Annotated in this window: 26 protein-coding genes and 1 pseudogene; 11 read left to right on the top strand and 16 right to left on the bottom strand. The window is 57.9% G+C overall.

Annotated features, from left to right (window positions below; translation table 11 throughout):
* The first annotated feature begins 83 nt into the window (after positions 1–83).
* A complete protein-coding gene (grxD, locus tag AC1DVF_RS12965; protein ID WP_016773402.1) occupies positions 84–425 on the top strand; it encodes a Grx4 family monothiol glutaredoxin in 342 nt (113 codons plus the stop codon).
* A 187-nt stretch (positions 426–612) separates the two neighbouring features.
* On the opposite strand, the gene bfr is transcribed toward grxD, so the two are convergent.
* Both bfr and AC1DVF_RS12955 read right to left on the bottom strand, forming a co-directional pair.
* Entirely contained in the window at positions 613–1,086 is a 474-nt protein-coding gene (gene bfr / locus AC1DVF_RS12960; protein WP_007916671.1) for a bacterioferritin, read from the bottom strand.
* 201 nt (positions 1,087–1,287) lie between these two features.
* Entirely contained in the window at positions 1,288–1,506 is a 219-nt protein-coding gene (locus tag AC1DVF_RS12955; RefSeq protein WP_093430580.1) for a bacterioferritin-associated ferredoxin, read from the bottom strand.
* 314 nt (positions 1,507–1,820) lie between these two features.
* On the opposite strand from AC1DVF_RS12955, the gene AC1DVF_RS12950 reads away from it, so the two are divergent.
* Positions 1,821–2,423 (top strand): peroxiredoxin, encoded by a 603-nt coding sequence (locus AC1DVF_RS12950; protein ID WP_477782545.1) that lies wholly within the window; start codon positions 1,821–1,823, stop codon positions 2,421–2,423.
* 78 nt (positions 2,424–2,501) lie between these two features.
* Here AC1DVF_RS12950 and rnt read toward each other — a convergent pair whose 3' ends face one another.
* Both rnt and pyrC read right to left on the bottom strand, forming a co-directional pair.
* Positions 2,502–3,179: a ribonuclease T gene (rnt, locus tag AC1DVF_RS12945; RefSeq protein WP_007916667.1), complete on the bottom strand. Its 678-nt coding sequence runs from the start codon at positions 3,177–3,179 to the stop codon at positions 2,502–2,504.
* On the bottom strand, positions 3,176–4,222 hold the full coding sequence (pyrC, locus tag AC1DVF_RS12940) for a dihydroorotase (RefSeq protein WP_093430577.1): 1,047 nt from the start codon (positions 4,220–4,222) through the stop codon (positions 3,176–3,178). Before pyrC ends, rnt begins: the two co-directional genes overlap by 4 nt.
* A gap of 160 nt (positions 4,223–4,382) precedes the next feature.
* Here pyrC and AC1DVF_RS12935 point away from each other — a divergent pair, with 160 nt between their 5' ends.
* Both AC1DVF_RS12935 and AC1DVF_RS12930 read left to right on the top strand, forming a co-directional pair.
* Positions 4,383–5,291, top strand: a complete 909-nt coding sequence (locus AC1DVF_RS12935) for a flagellar protein MotY (RefSeq protein ID WP_186622884.1) — start codon at positions 4,383–4,385, stop codon at positions 5,289–5,291.
* Positions 5,292–5,420: 129 nt separating this feature from the next.
* Entirely contained in the window at positions 5,421–6,638 is a 1,218-nt protein-coding gene (locus AC1DVF_RS12930) for an argininosuccinate synthase (RefSeq protein ID WP_007916658.1), read from the top strand.
* A 133-nt stretch (positions 6,639–6,771) separates the two neighbouring features.
* Here the strand turns inward: AC1DVF_RS12930 and AC1DVF_RS12925 are convergent, their stop codons facing one another.
* Positions 6,772–7,488 (bottom strand): hypothetical protein, encoded by a 717-nt coding sequence (locus tag AC1DVF_RS12925; protein ID WP_460092103.1) that lies wholly within the window; start codon positions 7,486–7,488, stop codon positions 6,772–6,774.
* A gap of 511 nt (positions 7,489–7,999) precedes the next feature.
* Here AC1DVF_RS12925 and AC1DVF_RS12920 point away from each other — a divergent pair.
* On the top strand, positions 8,000–8,626 hold the full coding sequence (locus tag AC1DVF_RS12920) for a response regulator transcription factor (RefSeq protein ID WP_064119001.1): 627 nt from the start codon (positions 8,000–8,002) through the stop codon (positions 8,624–8,626).
* Between the two features lie 89 nt (positions 8,627–8,715).
* Here the strand turns inward: AC1DVF_RS12920 and AC1DVF_RS12915 are convergent, their stop codons facing one another.
* From AC1DVF_RS12915 to metG, 8 genes are all read right to left on the bottom strand, one after another.
* Positions 8,716–8,892 carry a PA3496 family putative envelope integrity protein gene (locus AC1DVF_RS12915; RefSeq protein WP_093430574.1) on the bottom strand — a complete coding sequence of 59 codons (177 nt, stop codon included), beginning with the start codon at positions 8,890–8,892 and terminating at the stop codon, positions 8,716–8,718.
* 106 nt (positions 8,893–8,998) lie between these two features.
* Positions 8,999–9,637, bottom strand: a complete 639-nt coding sequence (gene nth / locus AC1DVF_RS12910; protein ID WP_008079405.1) for an endonuclease III — start codon at positions 9,635–9,637, stop codon at positions 8,999–9,001.
* Positions 9,634–10,215, bottom strand: a complete 582-nt coding sequence (locus AC1DVF_RS12905; protein WP_477782544.1) for an Rnf-Nqr domain containing protein — start codon at positions 10,213–10,215, stop codon at positions 9,634–9,636. Before AC1DVF_RS12905 ends, nth begins: the two co-directional genes overlap by 4 nt.
* Positions 10,212–10,817, bottom strand: a complete 606-nt coding sequence (locus tag AC1DVF_RS12900) for an RnfABCDGE type electron transport complex subunit G (protein WP_460092099.1) — start codon at positions 10,815–10,817, stop codon at positions 10,212–10,214. The genes AC1DVF_RS12905 and AC1DVF_RS12900 overlap by 4 nt, the downstream gene beginning before the upstream one ends.
* Entirely contained in the window at positions 10,814–11,797 is a 984-nt protein-coding gene (locus AC1DVF_RS12895; RefSeq protein ID WP_320336409.1) for an RnfABCDGE type electron transport complex subunit D, read from the bottom strand. The genes AC1DVF_RS12900 and AC1DVF_RS12895 overlap by 4 nt, the downstream gene beginning before the upstream one ends.
* On the bottom strand, positions 11,784–13,001 hold the full coding sequence (gene rsxB / locus AC1DVF_RS12890) for an electron transport complex subunit RsxB (protein ID WP_477782543.1): 1,218 nt from the start codon (positions 12,999–13,001) through the stop codon (positions 11,784–11,786). Before rsxB ends, AC1DVF_RS12895 begins: the two co-directional genes overlap by 14 nt.
* Positions 12,998–13,567, bottom strand: coding sequence for an electron transport complex protein RnfA (locus AC1DVF_RS12885; RefSeq protein ID WP_460130022.1), 570 nt, complete (start codon positions 13,565–13,567; stop codon positions 12,998–13,000). Before AC1DVF_RS12885 ends, rsxB begins: the two co-directional genes overlap by 4 nt.
* Before the next feature lie 131 nt (positions 13,568–13,698).
* The gene (metG, locus tag AC1DVF_RS12880; protein ID WP_477782542.1) at positions 13,699–15,750 is read right to left on the bottom strand and encodes a methionine--tRNA ligase; all 2,052 of its coding nucleotides are present in this window, start codon (positions 15,748–15,750) and stop codon (positions 13,699–13,701) included.
* 225 nt (positions 15,751–15,975) lie between these two features.
* On the opposite strand from metG, the gene apbC reads away from it, so the two are divergent.
* The gene (gene apbC / locus AC1DVF_RS12875) at positions 15,976–17,070 is read left to right on the top strand and encodes an iron-sulfur cluster carrier protein ApbC (protein WP_095123282.1); all 1,095 of its coding nucleotides are present in this window, start codon (positions 15,976–15,978) and stop codon (positions 17,068–17,070) included.
* Between the two features lie 52 nt (positions 17,071–17,122).
* Here the strand turns inward: apbC and AC1DVF_RS12870 are convergent, their stop codons facing one another.
* Positions 17,123–17,881, bottom strand: coding sequence for an SDR family oxidoreductase (locus AC1DVF_RS12870; protein WP_053123391.1), 759 nt, complete (start codon positions 17,879–17,881; stop codon positions 17,123–17,125).
* Positions 17,882–18,046: 165 nt separating this feature from the next.
* Here AC1DVF_RS12870 and AC1DVF_RS12865 point away from each other — a divergent pair, with 165 nt between their 5' ends.
* The 5 genes and pseudogenes from AC1DVF_RS12865 to AC1DVF_RS12845 form a co-directional block, all read left to right on the top strand.
* Entirely contained in the window at positions 18,047–18,778 is a 732-nt protein-coding gene (locus tag AC1DVF_RS12865) for a DUF2470 domain-containing protein (RefSeq protein WP_476335506.1), read from the top strand.
* Between the two features lie 65 nt (positions 18,779–18,843).
* The gene (locus AC1DVF_RS12860) at positions 18,844–19,320 is read left to right on the top strand and encodes an FxsA family protein (RefSeq protein ID WP_093430564.1); all 477 of its coding nucleotides are present in this window, start codon (positions 18,844–18,846) and stop codon (positions 19,318–19,320) included.
* A gap of 260 nt (positions 19,321–19,580) precedes the next feature.
* Complete coding sequence (locus AC1DVF_RS12855; RefSeq protein ID WP_007916610.1) at positions 19,581–19,874, top strand: co-chaperone GroES; 294 nt, start codon at positions 19,581–19,583, stop codon at positions 19,872–19,874.
* 50 nt (positions 19,875–19,924) lie between these two features.
* Positions 19,925–21,571 (top strand): chaperonin GroEL, encoded by a 1,647-nt coding sequence (gene groL, locus AC1DVF_RS12850; protein WP_093430563.1) that lies wholly within the window; start codon positions 19,925–19,927, stop codon positions 21,569–21,571.
* Between the two features lie 56 nt (positions 21,572–21,627).
* Positions 21,628–21,735, top strand: a pseudogene (locus AC1DVF_RS12845) (metal ABC transporter ATP-binding protein); the annotation flags it as partial.
* A gap of 28 nt (positions 21,736–21,763) precedes the next feature.
* On the opposite strand, the gene AC1DVF_RS12840 reads toward AC1DVF_RS12845, so the two are convergent.
* Both AC1DVF_RS12840 and AC1DVF_RS12835 read right to left on the bottom strand, forming a co-directional pair.
* Positions 21,764–22,507: a phosphatase PAP2 family protein gene (locus AC1DVF_RS12840; protein WP_093430562.1), complete on the bottom strand. Its 744-nt coding sequence runs from the start codon at positions 22,505–22,507 to the stop codon at positions 21,764–21,766.
* A gap of 54 nt (positions 22,508–22,561) precedes the next feature.
* Positions 22,562–24,511, bottom strand: coding sequence for an LTA synthase family protein (locus AC1DVF_RS12835; protein ID WP_477782541.1), 1,950 nt, complete (start codon positions 24,509–24,511; stop codon positions 22,562–22,564).
* Positions 24,512–24,530: the final 19 nt, after the last annotated feature.

The raw sequence follows: 24,530 nt of genomic DNA, 5'->3' as shown, positions 1-24,530 counted from the left end.
GAGACCGAGCATGGCGCTCGGGATTCCGTTACAATGCGTCACCGTGCCGACCCATGAGTCGGAAAGTTCAGCCGAGGTGCTCCATGGATATCATCGAAACGATTAAAGAGCAGATTGCCAACAACACCATTCTGCTTTACATGAAAGGCTCGCCGAATGCCCCACAGTGTGGCTTCTCTGCGAAAGCTGCGCAGGCTGTGATGGCTTGTGGCGAAAAGTTTGCGTACGTGGACATCCTGCAGAACCCGGAAATCCGCGCCAACCTGCCGAAGTACGCCAACTGGCCGACTTTCCCGCAACTGTGGGTCGGCGGTGAACTGGTCGGCGGTAGCGACATCATGACCGAGATGGCTGCAGACGGTTCGCTGCAAAGCACCATCAAGGCGGCTGTTGAAGCGGCAGCGGCGAACAAGTCCGAAGCCTGATCGGCCAGGTTTCATGCGACAGCTGCTGCTTGTGTAGGAGCTGTCGAGTGAAACGAGGCTGCGATCTTTTGATCTTCAGCCAATAAAAAGCCCCGCCACTCGAAAGAGGGCGGGGCTTTTTAGTGGGTTCGAAAAGTTACTGCAAGTTGCCGGTGCAATCTGAAAAGATCGCAGCCTTCGGCAGCTCCTACTCTTCGCCCATCTGCGATTGCAGATAGTTCTCAAGACCGACTTTGTCGATCAGGCCCAGTTGGGTTTCCAGCCAGTCGATATGTTCTTCTTCGGATTCGAGAATGTCTTCGAGCAGTTCACGGCTGCCGAAATCGCCAACGGTTTCGCAATGGGCGATTGCGGTCTTCAGGTCAGCATGGCCGGTCTTCTCGATACGCAGGTCGCACTCCAGCATTTCCTTGGTGTGCTCGCCGATGTGCAGCTTGCCCAGGTCCTGCACGTTCGGCAGGCCTTCGAGGAACAGGATGCGCTTGATCAGCTTGTCCGCGTGTTTCATCTCGTCGATGGATTCTTTGTATTCGTGCTTGCCGAGCTTGTTCAGGCCCCAATCTTCATACATGCGTGCATGCAGGAAGTACTGATTGATCGCGACCAGCTCATTGGCAAGGATCTTGTTGAGATGCTGGATGACTGTAATGTCGCCTTTCATGATCGGAGTCCTGCCCTGTATTAGCTGTATATACGGCGGAGTTTGAGCTTCGTACTTATAAGTGTCAAACCTAAGTTATTGAATAATATATGAAAATTAATCGGAATAAGAATGTTTGTGTTCCGCGTCTGGGTGCTAAGCAGTTGATTTACAGGCATAAAAAAACCGGACATAAGTCCGGTTCTTTGAAATGGGGGGCAATCAAGCGGCGGTAAATTCTACGGGGTAGGGGATCGCAGCCTGAGCGGTTTGCAGCTTGGTCAGGGTTTCGCGAACGACTTCCTTGGCAAGGCACGCGCATTTGCCGCATTGGCTGGCGACGCCGGTGGCCTGGCGGACTTCTTTATAGCTGCAGCAACCTTCATAGATCGCATCGCGGATCTGTCCGTCGGTGACGCCAGTGCAGAGACAAACATACATAAGTGAGAACCGTCGCTGGTTGTGACTCAATTGCGATGGATCTTAATGTTAACGAGAATGATTGTCAAAGTGCTTTCGGAAGGCTTTTGCTGATTCTCAGCCGTGACTGACGAACGGTATTTGCTGGCGTTTTGCCTGGCCCCGTAAATGCAGTGCCGTTCTGCGCCTGCTTTGAAAAACCGTTAAGGACAGGCCAAATTCGCAGTGTATGATGGTCGGCCCTTGCGAAGGGGGTTCGTGTCACAGGGCTGTCGCCTGAGGGTGGCAGGCTGGCGCGGACCCTGAACTTCAAGTTTTTACACCAGGAGATATCAATGAGCGTACTCGTAGGCAAACAAGCCCCTGACTTCACCGTCCCGGCCGTACTCGGCAATGGCGAGATCGTTGACAGCTTCACCCTGTCCGCGGCCATCAAAGGCAAATACGGCCTGGTGTTCTTCTACCCACTGGACTTCACCTTCGTCTGCCCGTCCGAGCTGATCGCTCTGGACAACCGCATGGCCGACTTCAAGGCTCGCAATGTTGAAGTGATCGCTGTGTCGATCGACTCGCACTTCACTCACAACGCATGGCGCAACACCCCAGTGAACAATGGCGGCATCGGCCAGGTGAAATACACCATGGCTGCCGACATGAAGCACGACATCGCCAAGGCTTACGACGTTGAATCCGAAGGCGGCGTGGCTTTCCGTGGCGCGTTCCTGATCGACGACAAAGGCGTTGTCCGTTCGCAGATCATCAACGACCTGCCGCTGGGCCGTAACATGGAAGAGCTGATCCGTCTGGTCGACGCTCTGCAATTCCACGAAGAGCACGGCGAAGTCTGCCCTGCCAACTGGAAAAAAGGCGACAAAGGCATGAACGCTTCGCCAGAAGGCGTTGCGGCTTACCTGACCGAGAACGCTGCAGCCCTGTAAGGCGCAACGTCGAGGTACAAAAAAACCGGCCCACGTGGCCGGTTTTTTTATGCGCGGGATTCACCCGACAACCCTCAATCAGTCGTCGAAGTCTTCCCAGCCGCCCATCTGCTTCCAGCGATTGACGATGCCGCAGAACAGCTCAGCGGTTTTCTCGGTGTCGTATCGCGCCGAGTGCGCCTCACGACCGTCGAAATCGATGTCGGCGGCCTGGCAGGCTTTCGCCAGCACGGTTTGACCGTATGCCAGACCAGCCAACGTCGCAGTGTCGAAGCTGGAGAATGGGTGGAATGGGTTGCGTTTCATGTCCAGACGCGCAACGGCTGCGTTCAGGAAGCCAAGGTCGAAGCTGCTGTTGTGCCCGACCAGAATCGCACGCTTGCAGCCATTGGCCTTCAGCGCCTTGCGAATGCCACGGAAGATGTCGGTCAGCGCGGTTTCTTCGCTGACCGCCATGCGCAGTGGATGGTCCAGCTTGATTCCGGTGAACTCCAGCGCCGCTGCTTCGATGTTGGCGCCTTCGAACGGCTCAACGCGGAAGAAGTAGGTGTGATCCGGGTATACAAAACCCTTTTCATCCATGGCGATGGTGGTCGCAGCAATCTCCAGCAACGCATCGGTGGCCGAGTTGAAGCCGCCGGTTTCTACGTCAACAACAACCGGCAGGTAGCCGCGAAAGCGTGCTGCCATCGGGTGACGGGAACCGCCACCACCACTTTGACCGTCCAGTTCGTCGTCGAAATGGTCTTCACTCACGCGTGTTCCTCCAGCAGGCGCCAGCGCAGTTTTTCACCGGCGCGCAGCGGGATAACGGTCAGCTCGCCAAACGGCAGGCTGGTCGGGGCGGTCCATTCTTCACGAACCAGGGTGATGCGATCGGTGTTCGCCGGCAGGCCGTAGAAACGCGGGCCGTTGAGGCTGGCGAAGGCTTCGAGTTTGTCCAGCGCATTACGCTGTTCGAAGGCTTCGGCGTACATCTCGATGGCGGCGTACGCGGTGTAGCAGCCGGCACAGCCGCAAGCGGCTTCCTTGGCGTGCTGGGCGTGCGGCGCCGAGTCGGTGCCGAGGAAGAACTTCGCGCTGCCACTGGTGGCGGCGTCGAGCAGGGCTTCCTGGTGCGTATTGCGCTTGAGGATCGGCAGGCAATAGAAGTGCGGCCGAATCCCGCCCACCAGCATGTGGTTGCGGTTGTACAGCAGGTGATGCGCGGTGATGGTCGCGCCTACGTTGGCCGAAGCCTCGTTGACGAACTGCACGGCGTCACCGGTGGTGATGTGTTCAAACACCACTTTCAGCGTCGGGAAGCGCTCGACCACGCGGCGCATGTGCTCGTCGATGAAGATCTTTTCGCGGTCGAACACATCGACGTCGCCACGGGTGACTTCACCGTGGATCAGCAACGGCATGCCGACTTCGGCCATGGCTTCCAGTGCCGGGAAGATCTTGTCGATGCTGGTTACCCCGGAATCGGAGTTTGTGGTCGCGCCGGCCGGGTACAGCTTGGCTGCGTGCACAAAACCACTCGCCTTGGCTTCACGAATTTCTTCGGGCTGGGTGCGGTCGGTGAGGTACAGCACCATCAGCGGTTCGAAGCGACTGCCGGCCGGGCGGGCAGCGAGAATCCGCTGGCGATAGCCGTCGGCTTCAGCGGCGTTGCGCACCGGTGGTACCAGGTTGGGCATGATGATGGCGCGGCCAAAAGTGCGCGCAACATCGGCAACGGTATTGGTCAACACGGCACCATCGCGAAGATGAATGTGCCAGTCGTCGGGACGCAGCAGGGTCAGGCGGTCGGACATGAGGGGATTCCAGGCGGGTCAAACTGAGGCGAATGCTACCGGAAAAGACTCTTGCAGGCACTCGCTATCAAGTTTTGCCGGAACCTTCCGATATCCCGTAGGTATGCCGTAAACATAGTGTGAATCGGTCTTTGTGTTTCAGAAGCCAATGGAGCCTCCCGTGCGCCAGCGTTATTTAGCCTTGCTCAGTGTGTTTGCCAGCCTTCCGGCGATGGCGCTCACGTACCAGACCCGTCTGGAGAACATTGAGTGGACGGTCGCCGGCGACAAGTTCGAATGTCGTCTGACCCAACCGATCACTGATTTCGGCTCGGGTGAGTTCGTGCGCAAGGCCGGCGAGCAGGCGATATTTCGTCTGAACGCCTACAACGCCATGCTCGGCGGCGGCTCTGCAACGTTGCTGGCAGCGGCTGCGCCTTGGCAGCCGGGCCGTGGTGACATCAATCTGGGTTCTGTAAGGCTCGGCAGCGGCAACGTCTTGTTCAGCAGTTCGCAGTCCCAGGCCGGCGGTTTGATCAGCGGCCTGCTGGACGGGCGCAGCCCGGTCGTACGGCGCGCTTCAGGCGATGGCCGTGTCTCTGAAGTACGCCTGTTGCCGGTCAAGTTCAGCAAAGCCTTCAACGATTACCAGACATGTGTGGCGAAATTGCTGCCGCAGAATTTCGACCAGATCAAACAGTCGCAGATCGGCTTCCCCGGCGAAGGCGTTGACCTGGATCCTGCCGCTAAAGCCAAGCTGCAAGTGATGCTCGAATACATGAAAGCCGATCCGACGGTCAATCACATCGAACTCGACGGCCATTCCGACAACAGCGGTAATCGCCTGACCAACCGTGAACTGTCGCGCCGCCGCGCGCTGGCGGTGGTCGACTTCTTCAAGGCCAACGGCATTCAGGAATCGCAGATCACCGTGCGTTTCCATGGCGAGCAATATCCCATTGTGCCGAACACCAACGCGGCCAATCGCGCGAAGAACCGTCGGGTCAATGTCAAACTGGCGCGCGTGGCGCCGGTCGCGGCTCCGGCACCGCAAGCGAGCACGCCAGCCAATACTGCGGCGACTTCCTGACCCTCCGGTCATCGTCGCGCTCTCGACAGATTCTGTCGCTTTGTCGTCTTAAGCTGTCGCGCCTCTGTAAATTATCGCGTTTGGGCGGTAGACTCCTCGGCTTTCCGTAGAACCCCGTGGAGTGATGGCATGGCGGACGTAAACAAGGTCGTTCTGGCGTATTCCGGCGGCCTGGACACTTCGGTGATCCTCAAGTGGCTGCAGGATACTTATAACTGTGAAGTGGTGACCTTCACCGCTGATCTCGGTCAAGGCGAAGAGGTCGAGCCGGCCCGCGCCAAGGCTCAGGCCATGGGCGTCAAAGAAATCTACATCGACGACCTGCGCGAAGAGTTCGTGCGTGATTTCGTGTTCCCGATGTTCCGCGCCAACACCGTTTACGAAGGCGAGTACCTGCTGGGTACTTCCATCGCACGTCCGCTGATCGCCAAACGTCTGATCGAAATCGCCAACGAAACCGGCGCTGACGCCATTTCCCATGGCGCCACCGGCAAGGGTAACGACCAGGTGCGTTTCGAACTGGGTGCCTACGCGCTCAAGCCAGGCGTGAAAGTGATCGCGCCTTGGCGTGAGTGGGACCTGCTGTCCCGCGAGAAGCTGATGGACTACGCCGAGAAGCACGCGATCCCGATCGAGCGTCACGGCAAGAAGAAGTCCCCGTACTCGATGGACGCCAACCTGCTGCACATCTCCTATGAAGGCGGCGTGCTGGAAGACACCTGGACCGAGCACGAAGAAGACATGTGGAAATGGACCGTCTCCCCGGAGAACGCTCCTGACAAAGCGCAATACCTGGAACTGACCTACCGCAACGGCGACATCGTTGCACTGGACGGCGTCGAAATGACTCCGGCCACCGTGCTGGCGACGCTGAACAAGATCGGTGGCGCTCACGGTATCGGCCGTCTCGACATTGTCGAAAACCGTTACGTCGGCATGAAGTCCCGTGGCTGCTACGAAACCCCGGGCGGCACTATCATGCTGCGCGCTCACCGCGCCATCGAATCGATCACCCTGGACCGCGAAGTCGCTCACCTCAAAGACGAGCTGATGCCGAAATACGCCAGCCTGATCTACACCGGTTACTGGTGGAGCCCAGAGCGTCTGATGCTGCAGCAGATGATCGACGCTTCGCAGGTCAACGTGAACGGCGTTGTGCGCCTGAAGTTGTACAAAGGCAACGTGATCGTTACCGGCCGCAAGTCCGACGATTCGCTGTTCGATTCCAACATCGCGACCTTCGAAGAAGACGGCGGTGCTTACAACCAGGCTGATGCCGCGGGCTTCATCAAGCTCAACGCSCTGCGCATGCGCATTGCTGCCAACAAGGGCCGCAAGCTGTTCTAAGCGTTCTGGTCTGAAGCGTAATGAAAAGGGCGGCCTTGTCATCGAGACAAGGCCGCCCTTTTTGCATGATTCTTTGTTTGCGTCTGATTGAAGCCTGTTCCTGATCTTGGCATCTGTGGCTACGACTCATCTTTCATGCCCGTCCCAGCAACGTTACCGCCTGTGTGCAAAGGTTATAAACAATACAAATCGTTTTGCCTGAGCCTTTCCTGACGTGCCTGATCTTCAGCAATGAATGCTGCGTCAGTAAAACATCCGATACATGATTGGAAAGAAACACCACCACCCGGGGAGTTTTCCGGTCCAGGTTCCGGATGTTTTCCAGAATCGTGGCTAACTCTCTCGATGCATCGACACCCCGAACGTCGATGAGGTGCAGGTCACTGACCCACGCGGGCAACTGAATGTTGTGCTGAACAATCAGGTTCGGTTTTGAGTTGATGGCCGATGGCGGGTCAGGCGCGTTGTGGACTTTGCACGCGTCCTTGCATTCGGTTGGGCCTGACTCGCTGGGCACGATACAACTTGATAGTCCAAATGCCCCTTGCGTGGCTGGCTCCAAGGGCGGTGTATTTCGTTTGTTCTCGCGATCGTTGTTATCGATTACTTTAAGAAAGTTTTTGTCCTTGCCGAAGTCCGAGGGCGAGTAGAGGGAACGGTAGTTAAAGTTTAAAGTTATAAAAAATAGAAACAGCAAGTAGAACGGAAAGCTGATCAGAAACCATACGTAGATCTCTCTGTCCTTGTTGTCTAGAAAAGGCAGTGAAATGGCGGCTGATGTTTCCGAAATAGCTGCAAATATGGCAATTACCGTCATTGGGTTAGTGATTTTGTTTTTTATTTTCAGCATGCTTGTACTCTTGTGTTTGATCTGTCTCGTTGGTGGTAAGTATGTGTGGATTGAGTAGCTTGGTAATCGGCTTTCAAATACTTGTATTTATAGCAAAAGTATTGTGTTAGGTATAAATATCTTGTTTCAAGTGTTTATAGCGGGTTTGAAGTTGTGAGGTTGGTGTGTCGGCTGTTGCATGGTGTTTCGGGTTGATAATCAAAGTTCTCGGCCGAGCGCAGATTTGCACGTGTCATGGCCGTTCGGGCATAGTGAAACTCAGCGACAAGGCATGATTTCTGTGTCGTTAGTCGTAGTCTGTAACTAGTTAGAAGCGAAATATTTCCGTGAGTGGAGAAGGAAATAACGTCGGATGTTTACTGGGGGTAGCGGCTTTTTGTAGGAATAGTCCGCAATGACTGTAGGGTATGTCTCTCGATGCAGGTGCGTGTTAACACTGGCATGCCATAGAGCAAGTGACTGGGCTATTGTGCGTGTTCTAAAAATTCGAACAGCGAAACTGGACTTGCCCATGAATAAAGTGCTGATCGTGGATGATCACCCTGTCATTCGTCTTGCGGTACGTATGCTGATGGAACGTCATGGCTACGAAGTCATCGCAGAAACTGATAACGGTGTGGATGCGTTACAACTTGCTCGAGAACAAATGCCGGATATTGTCATTCTGGATATTGGAATACCAAAGCTTGATGGTCTGGAAGTTATCGCGCGCCTGACTACGACGGCCATGCCTATTAAAGTTCTGGTGTTGACCTCCCAGGCTCCCGGGCACTTTTCAATGCGCTGTATGCAGTCGGGAGCGGCCGGCTATGTCTGTAAACAACAGGACCTGACCGAGTTGCTCAGTGCGATCAAGGCGGTATTGTCGGGCTATAGTTATTTTCCCAATCAGGCTTTGCATACAGTCCGCACCAGTCTGGGCAATGCCAGTGAAGCCGACATGGTGGATCGTCTGTCCGGTCGGGAAATGATGGTGTTGCAGCAGTTGGCGCGAGGCAAGACAAACAAGGAAATTGCCGATGGCATGTTTTTGAGCAACAAAACCGTAAGCACCTACAAGACGCGCTTGTTGTTGAAGCTCAATGCGCGATCCCTGGTTGATCTGATCGAGTTGGCGCAGCGTAATGGTCTGGTCTGAATGTATCGATGGCTGACAGGGTGATGGGCCGGTCGAACTCAGCTAGCCGCAGAAAGTGAAAAGCCTCCATTTCGGGAGGCTTTCAAATATCAGTCATCAAAATCGTAATCGGCCAATTGCTTTTGCAGTCGGCGCTCCTCAAGCAGGTTATCGATCGTACGGCGCTTGCTGAGATTGGTCTTGGCGACTTCGACCACAGGTTCGGTGTCCTCAGTTTCCGCAGCGATATCATCATCTACATCAAGTGGCTCTTTGTCGCTACTCATCAGCTAACTCCCGGCTAAGAATGCCTTTGGCGCTCCTTATATCGATATTCCTGCGGCGGGTAAAAAAGATTTTTTCAATCGACTTATCAATTATTCCAATAGCCGGTCAATCGTCCGAAGTTTTGTCCTTGTACTCGCACAGGTCTTCGATCCGGCAACTGCCGCAGCGTGGCTTGCGGGCCAGACACACATAACGGCCATGAAGTATCAGCCAGTGATGGGAGTCGAGAAGGAATTCTTTGGGTACAAACTTCATCAGCTTCTTTTCCACTTCGACCACGTTTTTACCCGGTGCAATGCCGGTGCGGTTGCTGACCCGAAAGATATGAGTGTCGACGGCCATGGTCAGTTGGCGGAAAGCCGTGTTGAGTACGACGTTGGCGGTCTTGCGGCCCACTCCCGGCAGGGCTTCGAGCTCTTCACGGGTTTGCGGGACTTCGCTGCCATGGCGTTCGACCAGCAAGCGGCAGGTTTCGATGACGTTCTTGGCCTTGCTGTTGTAGAGCCCGATCGTCTTGATGTATTCGGATAGCCCCTCGACGCCCAAAGCGTGGATCGCCGCTGGCGTGTTGGCAACCGGGAACAGCTTTGCCGTGGCCTTGTTGACGCCGACGTCTGTCGATTGCGCCGAAAGAATCACCGCGATCAACAACTCGAACGGCGAGGAGTAGGCCAGTTCGGTCTTCGGTTCCGGGTTGTCTTCGTGCAGGCGGCGGAAAATCTCCAGGCGTTTTGCTGCATTCATGAGCGATGTTTTTCCTTGGATATCGAGTTCGGGCGAACTATCGCCTGACGCGCCGCCAGCAGCAGCGCCAACAAAATAAAAGCACCGGGGATCAACGTGATCAGGTGCAGCCCTTCGCCAAATACAACAAGACCTGGCCAGTGTTCGAACAGTCCCCGGCCGAGACTGCCGTGACCGACGAGTTCACGCAGCCCGGCGAGCCCGAGCAGCAATCCGCCGAACATGCCGCAGAGTTTGAGCCGCTCGATCCACGACTGCCGCCAGAAACCGTTGTGCTCCAGCACCACGCATTGCAAGGCGATCAGGCCGACATAGAGGCCGAAGGTTTGCTGCCAGGGCAGAAACCAGCGTTGCGCCAAAAGATCTGCGCAATTGGTGAGGGTCGCGGCGAGCAACACGCTGGCGAGCAACACGCTTTTTTCTGTGAGCCGTGGTCGCAAAGCAGCCATGCACAGGCCATACAAGCCTGCGACAGTAACGAACATCAATAATGTCCCCACACCACCTGCCAGTGAGTCACTGGTGCCAAGCAGCAATGTCAGCATCAAAGTGTTCGAGAGGACTGCTGATCGGTTCATGTTCCGCTCCCCAGCAGCGCGGCCCGATGTTCATCGAAGTAGCGCAGGGCATCATGGATCGCGCTGATGGCTGCGCGCGAGGTGATGGTCGCGCCAGCTATTTGATCAAATTGTCCCTGATCCTTTTGCAGCGCCCATCCCGCATCAGTCGGCTCCTTGCTTGATGTGCCGATAAACGACTGTAGCCAGGTATTCGGCCAGTCACCCAGATGCCCGCCGAGTCCTGGCGTTTCGCTTTGTTTAAGGGTTTTTACACCGAGCAATTTGCCGTTGGTATCGATGGCGATCAACAGTTCGATGGCGCCCGCATAACCCTGGGTCTGACTGTGTAGCAAGATTGCGACGGTCTGGCCGCGTTTGGTCGCGCGATAGCCACCCGTCAAGGTGCTATGGCTCAAGTTCAAGTCTGCCAAGGCCAAAGGCTGCTCGAGCGGTTGATTGTCGTAGGCATCGAGTGGAAGCAAATCCAGCAGTTTGCGGCTTTCGATCAAGCGCTGCTCGCTGGCAATTTGCGCTGCAGTACTACGGTATACAACATAAGTCGCAGCGACGCCGATGACCGCCAACAGCAGCACAATAGACGCGCTGGCCGTGCGATTCATGGGCGCACCTCTGACTGGCGGCTCGCGGCAAATCGCTCCAGCGCAGGCACGCAAAGATTCATCAGCAGCACTGCGAACGCCACGCCATCCGGGTATCCACCCCAGGTTCGAATCACGTAAGTCAGCAGCCCGACACTGCCTCCGAACAGCAGACGGGCAAGCGCGCTCTTAGCGCCAGAGACCGGTTCAGTGATGATAAAGAACGCCCCCAGCATGGTCGCGCCACTGAGCAGGTGAAACAGCGGTGACCCATGCGAGTCCGACCCGGAACCGTTCCAGCACAGCAGACTGATGACAAACAGGCTGGCGAGCATGCCCACTGGCGCATGCCAGCTGAAAACGCGGCGCTGCAGCAGAAACACCCCACCGGCGAGGAACGCCAGATTCACCCATTCCACACCGTGTCCGCCCCATCGACCGAAGCCTGGATTGCTGGTGAACAACTCGTCCATGGTCAGGCTTTTATTGATGCGTAGGCTGTCCAGTACGGTGGCCTGGACCCAAGCATCCGGCGCCTGACCTGCGCCGAACACTTGTTGAAACGTTGCCGTCAGATCCAGGCCATGAGCCGGCCAATGGGTCATCGGTTGCGGGAACATCACCATGGCCAGGGCAAACCCGAGCATTGCCGGATTGAACGGGTTTTTGCCGACGCCGCCGTACACGTGCTTGCCGAACAGCAGACCCGCAGCCATGGCCGTTACCGTCAGCCACCAGGGGCAATAAGGTGGGAGGGCAGCAGCCAGCAATGTCGCACTGACCAGCGCGCTGCCGTCGCTCAGCGCAGGCTGCAGGGGCTGTCGACGCAGGTGCAGGACCGCTGCTTCGACAATCAATGCTGTGGTGGCCGCCAGAATCAGATTGATCAACATCCCCCAACCGTACAGCCAGAACAGTCCGAGCAGCCCCGGCAAAGCGGCCAGCAGCACCAGCTTCATTGCCTGTTGCAGGCGATTGTCCGGTGCCTCAAGGGGCAACATGATCTTGCACCTGGCGCTCGGCGTCTTGCAGACGGGCGCGGGCCTTGGCGAGGATTTCGGTGGGCGTGTCGGCGCGCCGTTCGAGTTTGTTGAGGTCGGCGCGGGCGTAGGCCAATTCGGTTTTCAACTGGCGAAGCTGGCTGTTGACCGGGCGTTTTTCGACGCGCACCAGGTCAGGCAACGGCTGATCGCTTGTAGCTTCGGCGGCGTGCAGGGCCTGTTCGGCATCGCACAGTGCTTGTTCCAGCGCGGCGATCTGTTCGGGCGCCGCTTCGGCGGTTTGGGCTTTTTTCAGTTCGGCACGACGCATTGCCAACTGGATTTTTGCCCGTTTCAAGTCGGCATCTTTCGCCGGAGCCGTGACTGCCGGGGCAGGCGGGGCAGGCGGGGCGCTGCTTTCAAGTTTCGCCAAGGCCTCCTCAGCCGCGTCGAACTGCTGCTGCAACACGATCAATTGTGCCTGCTGCTCGAACGTCGGTGGATGACCGAAGGCTTTCAACGATTTGTGCAATTGCGCGCGGCTCATCGCTACATCGATTTTGGCTTTCTTTAGCGCCGCGTCAACGGTGGCGGCTTTCTGCGCACGCACGCGTTCCAATGCTGCCTGCACCGGATCGGTCGCGGTCACTTGAGGCTGCGCCGCCCGTTTCGCCCGCGCTTCACGCTCAGCCTGTTTCTGTTGTTCTTCGCGGTGCAAGCGCTCGTTTCGGCGCTCGAAGCGTTGACGCGCGTGATCGCGTTTGGCCGCGCGCGCGCGCTGCTCGTCGAGACTGACGGCGAGGCCGCCCACCACCGGCAACGTGCCCGGCGACAATGGATGCATTTCGATGCAATCCACCGGGCACGGTGCGACACACAGATCGCAACCGGTGCACTCGTCGACGATGACCGTGTGCATCAGTTTCGCCGCGCCGACGATCGCGTCGATCGGGCAGGCCTGAATGCACTTGGTGCAGCCAATGCATTCGGCTTCACGGATAAACGCCACTTGCGGCGGTGCCGAGCCGCGACTGATGTCCAGTTCCAGCACCGGCACTTTCAACAGTTCAGCCAGCGCCGCGATGGTTTCGTCACCGCCCGGCGGGCACTTGTTGATCGGCTCGCCCTCGGCGATGCCTTGTGCGTACGGTTTGCATCCGGGATGGCCGCACTTGCCGCATTGGGTCTGCGGCAGGAGGGCATCGATGCGTTGAATCAGACTCATGTTTTGATCAGTCCACTGAATCCGAGAAAAATCACTGCGATCAGTCCGGCGCCGATCAGATCAATCGGCAGGCCACGAAAGGGCAGGGGGATATCGTTGTCGCCCGTGCGCTCGCGCAAATCGCTGAAGAGGCTCAGCACCAGCCAGAAACCCAGCCCGGCGCCAAGACTTAGCGCTATTGCCTGCGGCAGGCCTTGATCGTTTTGCGCGTTGATCAGTGCCAGCCCGAGCACTCCGGCATTGCCCAGCAACAATGGCCATAGCCCGTCGAAAGGCAGACCGGGAAAGCCGCCGGACAACAGTTTCAGCAGCGGTGCGATCAGCAACACACTCAATGGCAGAAACACGAACAGCCGCAGTGCTTCAAGGTGAAGCGGCACCAGTAGCCAATGCCAGATCCCGTAACCGGTTACACCCACAACCAACATCAGGCACAACGTCGCCAGTCCCAGCGCATGCACCTGGCGACGACTGCCCGCCAGCAGCGGATCGACGCCCAGGGGCCAGTGCAACACGAAGTTGTTAAGCAGCGCAGCACTGATAAGCGTAAGCACGAGTTCGGTCATGGTTCTGCCAGAGAAACGGGCGGCTATCTCATAAGGTTAGGCATTATCCGGCAGCCACGCAGGGTGGGCCAGATATGAAAAATCCCACCGGCATGCGGGGCACGCCGGTGGGATCGATTTGTTGCAGAGCCTTACTTGATGCGTTGACCCGGCTTGGCGCCGCTGTCCGGGCTCAGCAGGTAGATTTCTTCACCGCCAGGACCGGCGGCCATCACCATGCCTTCGGAGATGCCGAACTTCATTTTCCGTGGCTTGAGGTTGGCGATCATCATGGTCAGGCGCCCGTCGAGTTTCGACGGATCCGGGTACGCGCTCTTGATCCCGGAGAACACGTTGCGTTGCTCGTCACCGATGTCCAGGGTCAGGCGCAGCAGCTTGTCAGCACCTTCGACGTGTTCGGCTTTGACGATCAGTGCGACGCGCAGGTCGATCGCGGCAAAGGCGTCGAAGTCGATTTCCGGCGACAGCGGATCCTTGGCCAGTTCGCCATTGCCGGCCGGGGCGGCGGCGCCGGTGTCGGTCTGGCTGGCGGTCAGGTCTTCTTTCGAGGCATCGCTCATGGCTTGCACTTTTACCGGGTCGATGCGGGTCATCAACGGTTTGAATTCGTTCAACTGGTGGTTGGCCAGCAGCGTGGTATGGTCGTTCCAGGTCAGCGGGGCGACGTTGAGGAACGCCTCGGCATCGGCGGCCAGCAGCGGCAACACCGGTTTGAGGAAGATTACCAGTTGGCGGAACAGGTTGATGCCGGTGGCGCAGATCGCCTGGACTTCATCCTGCTTGCCTTCCTGTTTATTCAACGACCACGGGGCCTTGTCGGCGATCCAGGCGTTGGCGCGGTCGGCCAAGGCCATGGTTTCACGCATGGCACGGGCAAAGTCGCGGGCTTCATAAGCATCGGCAATGCTTGGCGCTGCAGCGAGGAAAGCCTCGGTCAGCTCTGGCGCAGCGTTTTGGTCGACCAGCAGGCCCGCGTTGCCTTTTTGAATGAAACCGGCGCAACGGCTGGCAATGTTGACCACTTTGCCGACCAGGTCGGAGTTGACCTTCTGCACGAAGTCTTCGAGGTTCAGGTCGAGGTCATCGACGCCACGGCCCAGCTTGGCCGCGTAGTAGTAGCGCAGGTATTCCGGCGACAGGTGATCCAGATACGTACGGGCCTTGATGAAGGTGCCGCGCGACTTGGACATTTTCTGGCCGTTGACGGTCAGGTAGCCGTGCACGTTGATGCCGGTCGGCTTGCGGTAGCCGGCGCCTTCAAGCATCGCTGGCCAGAACAGCGCGTGGAAGTTGACGATGTCCTTGCCGATGAAGTGGTACAGCTCGGCGGTGGAATTCTTGGCCCAGAACGCGTCGAAATCCAGCTCCGGCGTGCGGTCGCAAAGGTTCTTGAAGCTGGCCATGTAACCGATCGGCGCGTCCAGCCACACGTAGAAATACTTGCCCGGCTCGCCCGGAATCTCGAAACCGAAGTACGGCGCATCGCGGGAGATGTCCCACTGCTGCAGGCCGGCGTCCAGCCATTCGGCGATCTTGTTGGCCACGGCGTCTTGCAGTGTGCCGCTGCGGGTCCAGGTCTGCAGCATTTGCTGAAAGTCTGGCAGTTTGAAGAAGAAATGCTGGGAATCCTTGAGCACCGGCGTGGCGCCAGAGATCGCCGACTTCGGATCCTTCAGATCGGTTGGAGCGTAGGTTGCACCGCATTTCTCGCAGTTGTCGCCGTACTGGTCTTCAGTGCCGCATTTCGGGCAGGTGCCCTTGATGAAGCGGTCGGCCAGGAACATTTTCTTTTCCGGGTCGAAATACTGGGTGATCGAGCGTTGGGCAATGTGCCCGGCGTCACGCAGCTTGATGTAGATCTGACTCGACAGCTCACGGTTTTCTTCGGCGTGAGTGGAGTGGAAGTTGTCGAAATCGACCAGGAACTCGGCAAAGTCGGCGCTGTGTTCAGCCTGTACATTGGCGATCAGTTGTTCCGGGGTGATGCCTTCCTTTTCCGCGCGCAGCATGATCGCCGAACCGTGGGCGTCGTCGGCGCAGACATAAATGCACTGGTTGCCGCGATGCTTCTGGAAGCGCACCCACATATCGGTCTGGATATATTCCAGCATATGGCCAAGGTGAATCGAACCGTTGGCGTAGGGCAGGGCGCTGGTGACGAGGATCTTGCGTGGTTCGGACATGTGGGGCTTCGCTACTTGATGAAACGGAGGTCGGCCACTATAAAGCGCTGGCGCATATTTTTCACCCTGTGCGCCTGTTTCATTGGATGAGCAGACGGAAAAAATCCCAGCCTGCGGCAGCTCCTGCAGATGTACGTCGATCTCCTGCAGGAGCTGCCGAAGGCTGCGATCTTTTTCAGGTACGATACCCGGCATCTATTCCCAGTCTTGTTATCGGAGTTGCCCATGAGCGCCGTCACTCGCGCAGCGGTGGAAGCCGTCCTCAGCCAATACACCGACCCCTACCTTAACCAGGATCCGGTCAGCGCCGGTTGCGTGAAGCACATCGAGATCGTCGGTGATCGCGTCAACGTGCAGCTGGAAATCGGTTACGCCGCCGGCCTGTTCAAGAGCGGCTGGGCGCAACTGCTGCAACTGGCCATTGAAAACCTCGACGGCGTGGTGATCGCCAAGGTTGAAGTGAACAGCGTGATCGCCGCGCACAAGGCGCAGGCGCAGATTCCCGGGCTGGCCAACGTCAAGAACGTGGTCGCCGTAGCGTCCGGCAAGGGCGGCGTGGGCAAATCGACCACCGCCGCCAACCTCGCCCTGGCCCTGGCCCGTGAAGGCGCCAAGGTCGGCATTCTCGACGCCGATATCTACGGCCCGAGCCAAGGCATCATGTTCGGCATTCCCGAGCGCACCCGTCCGGAGGTCAAGGACCAGAAGTGGTTTGTGCCGCTCAAGGCGCACGGCGTGGAAGTCATGTCGATGGCGTTCCTGACCGACGACAACACGCCGATGGTCTGGCGTGGGCCGATGGTTTCCGGGGCGTTGCTGCAACTGGTCACGCAAACCGCGTGGGGCGATCTGGATTATCTGGTCATCGACATGCCGCCCGGCACCGGCGATATCCAGCTGACCCTGGCGCAGAAAGTCCCGGTGGCTGGCGCGGTCATCGTCACCACACCACAGGATCTGGCCTTGCTCGACGCGCGCAAAGGCGTGGAAATGTTCCGCAAGGTCAACATTCCGGTGCTGGGCGTGGTGGAAAACATGGCCGTGCACATCTGCTCGAACTGCGGGCATGCCGAGCATCTGTTCGGTGAGGGCGGTGGTGAGAAACTGGCGACCCAGTACGGCGTCGAACTGCTGGCTTCACTGCCGCTGTCGATGCTGATTCGCGAGCAGGCCGATGGCGGCAAGCCAACGGTGATTGCCGAGCCGGACAGCCAGATTGCCATGGTCTATCAGGAACTGGCCCGCCATGTCGGCGCGCGGATTGTGTTGCAGGAAGCGGCGACGCCGGCGATGCCGAACATCACCATCAGCGACGATTGATGCATCCGCAATCGCGAGCAGGCTCACTCCTACATTTGTTTTGTGTTGGCAGTTAGATGCGCAGCCCGCCATCCATCTCCAGAATCCGCCCGGTGTAGTAGTCGTTTTCGAAAATATACGCCGCCGAATGGGCGATCTCTTCCGGCTTGCCCATGCGCTTGAGCGGAATCCCCGAAGTCATCTTCTCCAGCGCTTCCGGCTTCATGCCCAGGGTCATCTCGGTTTCAATGAAGCCCGGGGCAATCCCCGCCACACGAATGCCATATCGCGCCAGTTCTTTCGCCCATGTCACCGTCGCCGCCGCTACACCGGCCTTGGCCGCCGAATAGTTGGTCTGGCCAACGTTGCCTGCACGCGAGATCGACGAGATATTGATGATCGCGCCGCTGTTCTTCAGCTCGACCATTTTTGCCGCCACTTCACGGGTGCAGAGGAACACGCCGGTCAGGTTGACGTCGATGACGGCCTGCCACTGTGCCAGGCTCATCTTGGTCATTTCGCCGTCCTTGACCTTGAGCAGCAGGCCATCACGGAGGATCCCGGCGTTGTTGATCAGGCCGTGGATCGCGCCGAAGTCGGCGGCGACCTGGGCGACCATGTGTTCGACCTGCTCTTCATTGGCGACGTTGCACAGATAGCTGCGCGCCTCGACGCCCTTGGCTTTGCAGGCCGCGACCGCGTCGTCGAGTTTTTCCTGATTGAGGTCGACCAGCGCAAGCTTGGCGCCTTTGCCGGCGAAATACTCGGCCATCGAGCGGCCCAAACCCTGGCAACCGCCAGTGATAATGATTACTTTGTCGTTGAGTTGCATTCGCATGCCCCGATAGCAGGTCTGAGTAGTTTTTTGTTTTCAGCGACTCCCGATCTGCACCGGCCGTGGCAGGGTTGCACATGAGAATTGCCCGCTGGCGAGACTGGGACTTGATCCCGGACGCCCGTCCGTTTTTTCGACGGATACTATTTAAGGAGTCATAAATTGAGCGTTGAAGTGGCGAAGAATGCCCGAGAATTGCTTCTCAAGGAATACCGTGGAGTGCTGTCGACCCACTCCAAATCGATGCCCGGTTTTCCTTTTGGCTCCGTGGTGCCGTACTGCCTGGACGAGCAGGGTCGGCCGCTGATCCTGATCAGCCGCATCGCCCAGCACACCCACAACCTGCAAAAAGACCCGAAATGCTCGATGCTCGTCGGCGAGCGCGAGGCAGATGATGTGCAAGCCGTTGGTCGCCTGACCTATCTGGCGGAGGCGCAAAAGCTCGAAGACGTTGCCGCGATCGAAGCCGCCGCCGAGCGTTACTACCGTTATTTCCCCGATTCGCAGAACTATCACAAGGCCCATGATTTTGACTTCTGGGTGCTGAACCCGGTACGTCACCGCTACATCGGCGGTTTCGGCGCGATTCACTGGGTCGATCAACTGACCCTGGCCAATCCGTTTGCCGGCAAGGCTGAAATCAGCATGGTCGAACACATGAACAGCGACCACGCCAAAGCCATCGCGCACTACGTCGACCTGGCCGGTCTGCCGAAAACCGTGCCGGCGCAACTGGCCGGGATCGACACCGAGGGCATGCACCTGCGCATCGGTCAGGCGTTGTACTGGCTGCCGTTCCCGGCACCTTGTAATACGCCGACACAAGTGCGCGAAGCCTTGGTTTCTCTGGCTCACGCCGAGGTCTGGCCAAAAAATGAGGTGGCTGGTGCTTGAATTCACGAAAGGGCGACGTCATCTAAGGCTTACTGCAAGGCATTTCTTGCGTTGAGGAAACTTTGATGCGCCCTTTTCTGTTGCTCTTTCTGCTGTTTCCGGTGCTGGAGCTGTTCGTATTCGTCAAAGTGGCAGGGGCTATCGGGTTTTTCCCGGCCCTGCTGCTGATCATTGTCGGCTCGATGTTCGGCATTTTCGTGCTGCGCGTCGCCGGTCTGGCCACTGCATTGCGTGCCCGTGAAAGCCTGAACCGCGGCGAACTGCCCGCGCAAACCATGCTCGAAGGGCTGATGCTGGCTCTGGCCGGTGGCCTGTTGATCCTGCCAGGCTTCATCAGCGATGTGGTCGGTCTGGTCATGTTGTTGCCAGTCAGCCGTCGATTGCTGGCGAACAAAATGCGCCAGCGCGCTGAAGAACAGGCCATGCGCCAGCGTGCGTTCGCCGATGACCTGCAACCCCGTGGCGGTCCTGCACCGCGCCAGCCTCTGGGCCGCGAGGGTGATGTGATCGAAGGCGAGTTCGAACACCGCGACAACAAGTAACTGCTCTATCTACACGGCACCTTCGGGTGCCGTGTTCGTTTATGGGCTGCTTTTGTGCAACACATCGGTGAAAAATTTTTCGCCTCGCCCTTGTAATCAGCTTATGCGCCCTTATGTATCGGTCACCGAAAGGTTTCCGGTATTTGAACCGGACAGACTTCCGCGGTTCGCTCGACGAATCGCAACCGGCGCAGGCCGGATTTGTTAAACCCGCCGGGACTACACCGGCCGATGAAAACCACAATTAGGAGAGATCGACAATGAAGCTTCGTCCTCTGCATGACCGCGTCGTAATCCGTCGCAGCGAAGAAGAAAAGAAAACCGCTGGCGGTATCGTCCTGCCAGGTTCGGCTGCTGAAAAAGCCAACCACGGTGTGATTCTCGCTGTAGGCCCGGGCAAAGCTCTGGAAAACGGCGAAGTGCGCGCACTGTCCGTTAAAGAAGGCGACAAGGTTGTGTTCGGTCCTTACTCCGGCAGCAACACAGTGAAAGTCGACGGCGAAGACCTGCTGGTAATGAGCGAGAACGAAATCCTCGCTGTTATCGAAGGCTGATAACCCCGTTCATTTTCCCGCTACTACAAAGTATTTAAGGAATATCGATCATGGCTGCTAAAGAAGTTCTGTTTGGCGATTCCGCCCGTAAAAAAATGCTCAAGGGCGTCAACGTCCTGGCTGACGCAGTAAAAGCGACCCTGGGCCCGAAAGGCCGTAACGTGATCATCGAGAAGAGCTTCGGCGCTCCGACCATCACCAAGGACGGCGTTTCCGTCGCCAAAGAAATCGAACTCGAAGATCGCTTCGAAAACATGGGCGCGCAGCTGGTCAAAGACGTTGCCTCCCGTGCCAACGATGACGCTGGTGACGGTACTACCACCGCTACCGTTCTGGCTCAGTCGATCGTCAACGAAGGCCTGAAAGCCGTCGCTGCCGGCATGAACCCGATGGACCTGAAGCGCGGTATCGACAAAGCGACCATCGCTATCGTCAAAGAGCTGAAGAACCTGTCCAAGCCATGCGCTGACACCAAGGCAATCGCTCAGGTAGGCACCATCTCCGCCAACTCCGACAACTCCATCGGCGACATCATTGCCGAAGCCATGGAAAAAGTCGGTAAAGAAGGCGTGATCACCGTTGAAGAAGGCACTGGCCTGGAAAACGAACTGTCGGTTGTTGAAGGCATGCAGTTCGACCGTGGCTACCTGTCCCCGTACTTCGTCAACAAGCCAGAGACCATGGTTGCCGAGCTGGACAGCCCGCTGATCCTGCTGGTCGACAAAAAGATCTCGAACATCCGTGAAATGCTGCCAGTGCTGGAAGCCGTTGCCAAAGCCGGCCGTCCACTGCTGATCGTTTCCGAAGACGTTGAAGGCGAAGCCCTGGCGACTCTGGTTGTGAACAACATGCGTGGCATCGTCAAAGTCGCAGCCGTCAAGGCGCCAGGCTTCGGCGACCGTCGCAAGGCCATGCTGCAGGACATCGCAGTTCTGACCGGCGGTACCGTTATCTCCGAAGAGATCGGCCTGAGCCTGGAAGCCGCTACCCTGGAAAACCTGGGCAGCGCCAAGCGTGTGACCATTTCCAAGGAAAACACCATCATCGTTGACGGTGCCGGTGCAGATTCCGACATCCAGGCGCGTATCGCTCAGATCCGTGCTCAGGTTGCTGAAACTTCCTCGGACTACGACCGTGAAAAACTGCAAGAGCGTCTGGCCAAGCTGTCCGGCGGCGTTGCAGTGATCAAGGTTGGCGCTGGTTCCGAAGTTGAAATGAAAGAGAAGAAGGCCCGCGTTGAAGACGCCCTGCACGCAACCCGTGCAGCCGTTGAAGAAGGCGTGGTACCTGGCGGTGGCGTTGCGCTGATCCGCGCTTTGCAAACCCTGGTTGACCTGAAAGGCGACAACGCTGATCAGGACGTGGGTATCGCTGTGCTGCGTCGCGCTGTTGAAGCACCGCTGCGTCAGATCGCTGCCAACAGCGGCGACGAGCCAAGCGTTGTCGTCAACGAAGTCAAGAACGGCAAAGGTAACTTCGGTTACAACGCTGCGACTGGCGAATACGGCGACATGATCGAAATGGGCATCCTGGACCCAACCAAGGTGACTCGTTCCGCTCTGCAAGCGGCATCGTCGATCGGCGGTCTGATCCTGACCACCGAAGCAGCTGTAGCTGACGCGCCGAAGAAAGACGGCGCTGCAGGCGGCGGCATGCCAGACATGGGCGGCATGGGTGGCATGGGCGGCATGATGTAAGCCAGCCTTACCCCTGTAACGCAAAACCCCGCTGGCGCAAGCCAGCGGGGTTTTTTATTGCCCAAATTTCAGCTTCACACCAATCCCCTGTGGGAGCGAGCCTGCTCGCGAAGGCGTCGGATCAGCCAACATTAATGTTGAATGACACACCGCATTCGCGAGCAGGCTAGCTCCCACAATTGGATTTATATGTCAGGCGCTGACCGGTTGTGCCTTGACCACGGCCTCGGTTTTCACCGCCGGGCGATACAGCACCCAGTAATACGACCCCAGGCAAATCAGCCAGCAGAAAATCGCCGTCCACACGTTGTGCGAAAAGAAGTGCGCACCCTGCATCATCCGGCTGATCGAAAACACCGAACCCAGCGCAAAGGCAAAGATAAACGCCTGACGGGCCAGACGCGGACGGCGATCACGCAGGACAAAGAACAGCGCAAACAAGGTGAACCCCGTCGCCGCATGACCACCAGGCCAGCAACGGCCAGGTTTGTCGGTTTGTGGACGATGTTCCATCAGTTTGCTGTAGGTTTCATGGCCGCCAAATTGCTCCAGGCTCCATGGGCACTGCACCGCCGTTACGGCTTTGACCGGGGTGACGAACGAGGTCGCCAGGCCCAGCGACAGCACCAGACAACCCAGTTCGCGCTTGAACGGTTTCAGTCTGCCGACGAAGAACGAGCCGAGAAACCCCAGCACCGCAAACACCGAAAACGCGATCACCACCTGCTTGGCGCGATCGTGCAGGATGTCTTCCAGGAAAAAACTGTGGCGGCCAATGAAGTCGCCGGCCACCGGGTCATAGAACAACCGCGCCAGCACCATGTCCAGGTCGGTCATTTCCAGCAGAATCAGGCTTATCGCCGCGATGATTGGAATACCCAGATACAGCCACAGATTCAGCGGGCGAGGGGTAGGGCGTACAACACTTGATGACATGTCGGATCCTGAACAAAAGAAAACGCCCCGGGGCATCAGCCCGGGGCGTTTCAATTAACGTTCGCTGACTTGTGGAACACCCTCCTTGGGTGCTTTCCAGGCAAGCAGCTGTTGCTTGAAGCCATAACTGGCGGTTTGGTAATAGGTGATGGCGCGGCTGATCAACGGATCATCGCTGGAGGCCCGCGATTCGCGGCTCTCGGTCAGCGCATCGTCATGCCGACGCAAGCCTTGGCGCGGGCTGAGGATCGCCAGATCCTTGCCGTCAAACAGGCCCAGATGCTGGTAGTTGCCGACCACGACGCGTGGTGGCAGTGGGTTGTCCTGTAGCAGGTTGCGCCCGAAGAACGTCGACTCGTAATCCATGTTCAACAAGCCCAGCAGCGTCGGTGCCAGGTCGATCTGGCTCGCCAGTTGGCCATTCTCGCGAGGCTCGATCAGCTTCGGTGCATAAATGAACAGCGGAATTTGATAGTTGGCAATCGGCAAGTCTTCTTTACCGGCGCTGCCCGCCGTGTGATCGGCGACGAAGATGAAGATCGTGTTGTCGAACCACGGTTTTTGCCGCGCCTGGTCGAGGAACTGGCCAATCGCATAGTCGGTGTATTTCACCGCGCCATCGCGACCGTTACCGGATTTGATGTCGATCCGGTCGTCCGGGTAGGTGTAGGGACGATGGTTGGAGGTGGTCATCAACTGCAACAGAAACGGTTGCTGTTTGGCATAGTCGGCATCGGCCAGCTTCAGCGTCTGTTTGTACAGATCCTCGTCGGCCATGCCCCAGGCGTTCTTGAAGTGAATCTCGGTTTCATCAACGCTGCTCTGGTCGACCACCCGATAGCCGTTGCCACTGAAGAACGCGTTCATGTTGTCGAAGTAGCCGCGCCCACCGTAAACGAACACGCTGTCGTAACCCACCGCGCTGAGTTGCTGGCCAAGGCTGGCAAAACCGCTCTCGCGACCGATACGCTTGACGATCGAACGCCCCGGGGTTGGTGGGATGGCCAGTGTGATGGCTTCCAGGCCGCGGTCGGTGCGGGTGCCGGTGGCGTAGAAATTGCTGAAATACAGGCTCTGTTTACGCAGCGCATCCAGATTGGGCGTCAGGTCGCGTTTGTCGCCGTTACTGCCCAGGTATTTGGCGCTGAGGCTTTCGATGGTGACCAGGACGATGTTGGGTGTACGCGCAGTGCCGGGATTGTCGATCATCCGGCGGATGTCCTGTGGGTCCTGACCGATGAAGCGCGCGTTGGGCTCGCTCAGTTCGGCGCGAATCTGTCGGGCGACCACCTCGGGCGTGTGGCTGCTGTAGAACTGCGTGTAATCCAGTTCGTTGTTCCGGAACGCGGCGAAGAACTGATACGGGCCGTTGCTGGCCAGTTCGTTCTGATAGGCATTGCCACCTTGCGCACGTGGCGCATCCTGGCTGAGCAGTTGCAGGCTCAGACCGGCAATGATCAACAGCCCCAGGGCATTGAGCAGGCGCCCACGCAGCGGCGGCAATGGCGCATTCAGCGCGGCATTGAACGGTTTGCGCAGGGCAAAACCGAGCGCGACGGCCAGCAACGCCAGAATGCTCAGCAGCGTGCCGATCGGGTAAGACTCCAGCACGTTGTTCAGCACTTCGTCGGAATACACCAGATAGTCGACCGCGATGAAGTTGAAGCGCACACCGAACTCGTCCCAGAACAGCCACTCGGCCACCGCCACGAACAGCATGGCGAACAGGCTGACGGTCAGCAGCCCTTGCAGAAACCAGCGATGGCCACGGCGGCGCCACAGGGCCGGCGGGCAGAGCAGCAGGTACAGGCCCATCGGCAACGCCGCATAGGCAAGAAACCCCAAGTCATACAGCAAGCCGATACCAAACAGCGAAAGCGTGCCACCGCCGGCCTCATCCAGATGAGTCAGCAACAGAACGGTTCGAGTCAGGAGAAATACCAGCAGCCACACACCGGTGACCAGCAACAGAAGGCGCATAGGCGCCGTCTTGAAAAAGTCCATTGTCTACATTTCCTTATAT

This window comes from Pseudomonas sp. P4_D7, assembly GCF_056401755.1.
This window is presented reverse-complemented; position numbering and strand designations above follow the sequence as displayed.

Bases quoted from the DNA above. Each gene is read 5' to 3' on its own strand.
- AC1DVF_RS12895 (WP_320336409.1), bottom strand. From the start codon at position 11,797: ATGTTGCCCCTTGAGGCACCGGACAATCGCCTGCAACAGGCAATGAAG.
- AC1DVF_RS12920 (WP_064119001.1), top strand. From the start codon at position 8,000: ATGAATAAAGTGCTGATCGTGGATGATCACCCTGTCATTCGTCTTGCG.
- AC1DVF_RS12835 (WP_477782541.1), bottom strand. From the start codon at position 24,511: ATGGACTTTTTCAAGACGGCGCCTATGCGCCTTCTGTTGCTGGTCACC.
- AC1DVF_RS12870 (WP_053123391.1), bottom strand. From the start codon at position 17,881: ATGCAACTCAACGACAAAGTAATCATTATCACTGGCGGTTGCCAGGGT.
- AC1DVF_RS12915 (WP_093430574.1), bottom strand. From the start codon at position 8,892: ATGAGTAGCGACAAAGAGCCACTTGATGTAGATGATGATATCGCTGCG.
- nth (WP_008079405.1), bottom strand. From the start codon at position 9,637: ATGAATGCAGCAAAACGCCTGGAGATTTTCCGCCGCCTGCACGAAGAC.
- grxD (WP_016773402.1), top strand. From the start codon at position 84: ATGGATATCATCGAAACGATTAAAGAGCAGATTGCCAACAACACCATT.
- apbC (WP_095123282.1), top strand. From the start codon at position 15,976: ATGAGCGCCGTCACTCGCGCAGCGGTGGAAGCCGTCCTCAGCCAATAC.
- AC1DVF_RS12950 (WP_477782545.1), top strand. From the start codon at position 1,821: ATGAGCGTACTCGTAGGCAAACAAGCCCCTGACTTCACCGTCCCGGCC.
- AC1DVF_RS12955 (WP_093430580.1), bottom strand. From the start codon at position 1,506: ATGTATGTTTGTCTCTGCACTGGCGTCACCGACGGACAGATCCGCGAT.
- AC1DVF_RS12840 (WP_093430562.1), bottom strand. From the start codon at position 22,507: ATGTCATCAAGTGTTGTACGCCCTACCCCTCGCCCGCTGAATCTGTGG.
- AC1DVF_RS12855 (WP_007916610.1), top strand. From the start codon at position 19,581: ATGAAGCTTCGTCCTCTGCATGACCGCGTCGTAATCCGTCGCAGCGAA.
- pyrC (WP_093430577.1), bottom strand. From the start codon at position 4,222: ATGTCCGACCGCCTGACCCTGCTGCGTCCCGACGACTGGCACATTCAT.
- AC1DVF_RS12885 (WP_460130022.1), bottom strand. From the start codon at position 13,567: ATGACCGAACTCGTGCTTACGCTTATCAGTGCTGCGCTGCTTAACAAC.
- AC1DVF_RS12900 (WP_460092099.1), bottom strand. From the start codon at position 10,817: ATGAATCGCACGGCCAGCGCGTCTATTGTGCTGCTGTTGGCGGTCATC.
- rsxB (WP_477782543.1), bottom strand. From the start codon at position 13,001: ATGAGTCTGATTCAACGCATCGATGCCCTCCTGCCGCAGACCCAATGC.
- AC1DVF_RS12860 (WP_093430564.1), top strand. From the start codon at position 18,844: ATGCGCCCTTTTCTGTTGCTCTTTCTGCTGTTTCCGGTGCTGGAGCTG.
- groL (WP_093430563.1), top strand. From the start codon at position 19,925: ATGGCTGCTAAAGAAGTTCTGTTTGGCGATTCCGCCCGTAAAAAAATG.
- AC1DVF_RS12905 (WP_477782544.1), bottom strand. From the start codon at position 10,215: ATGAACCGATCAGCAGTCCTCTCGAACACTTTGATGCTGACATTGCTG.
- AC1DVF_RS12925 (WP_460092103.1), bottom strand. From the start codon at position 7,488: ATGCTGAAAATAAAAAACAAAATCACTAACCCAATGACGGTAATTGCC.
- bfr (WP_007916671.1), bottom strand. From the start codon at position 1,086: ATGAAAGGCGACATTACAGTCATCCAGCATCTCAACAAGATCCTTGCC.
- metG (WP_477782542.1), bottom strand. From the start codon at position 15,750: ATGTCCGAACCACGCAAGATCCTCGTCACCAGCGCCCTGCCCTACGCC.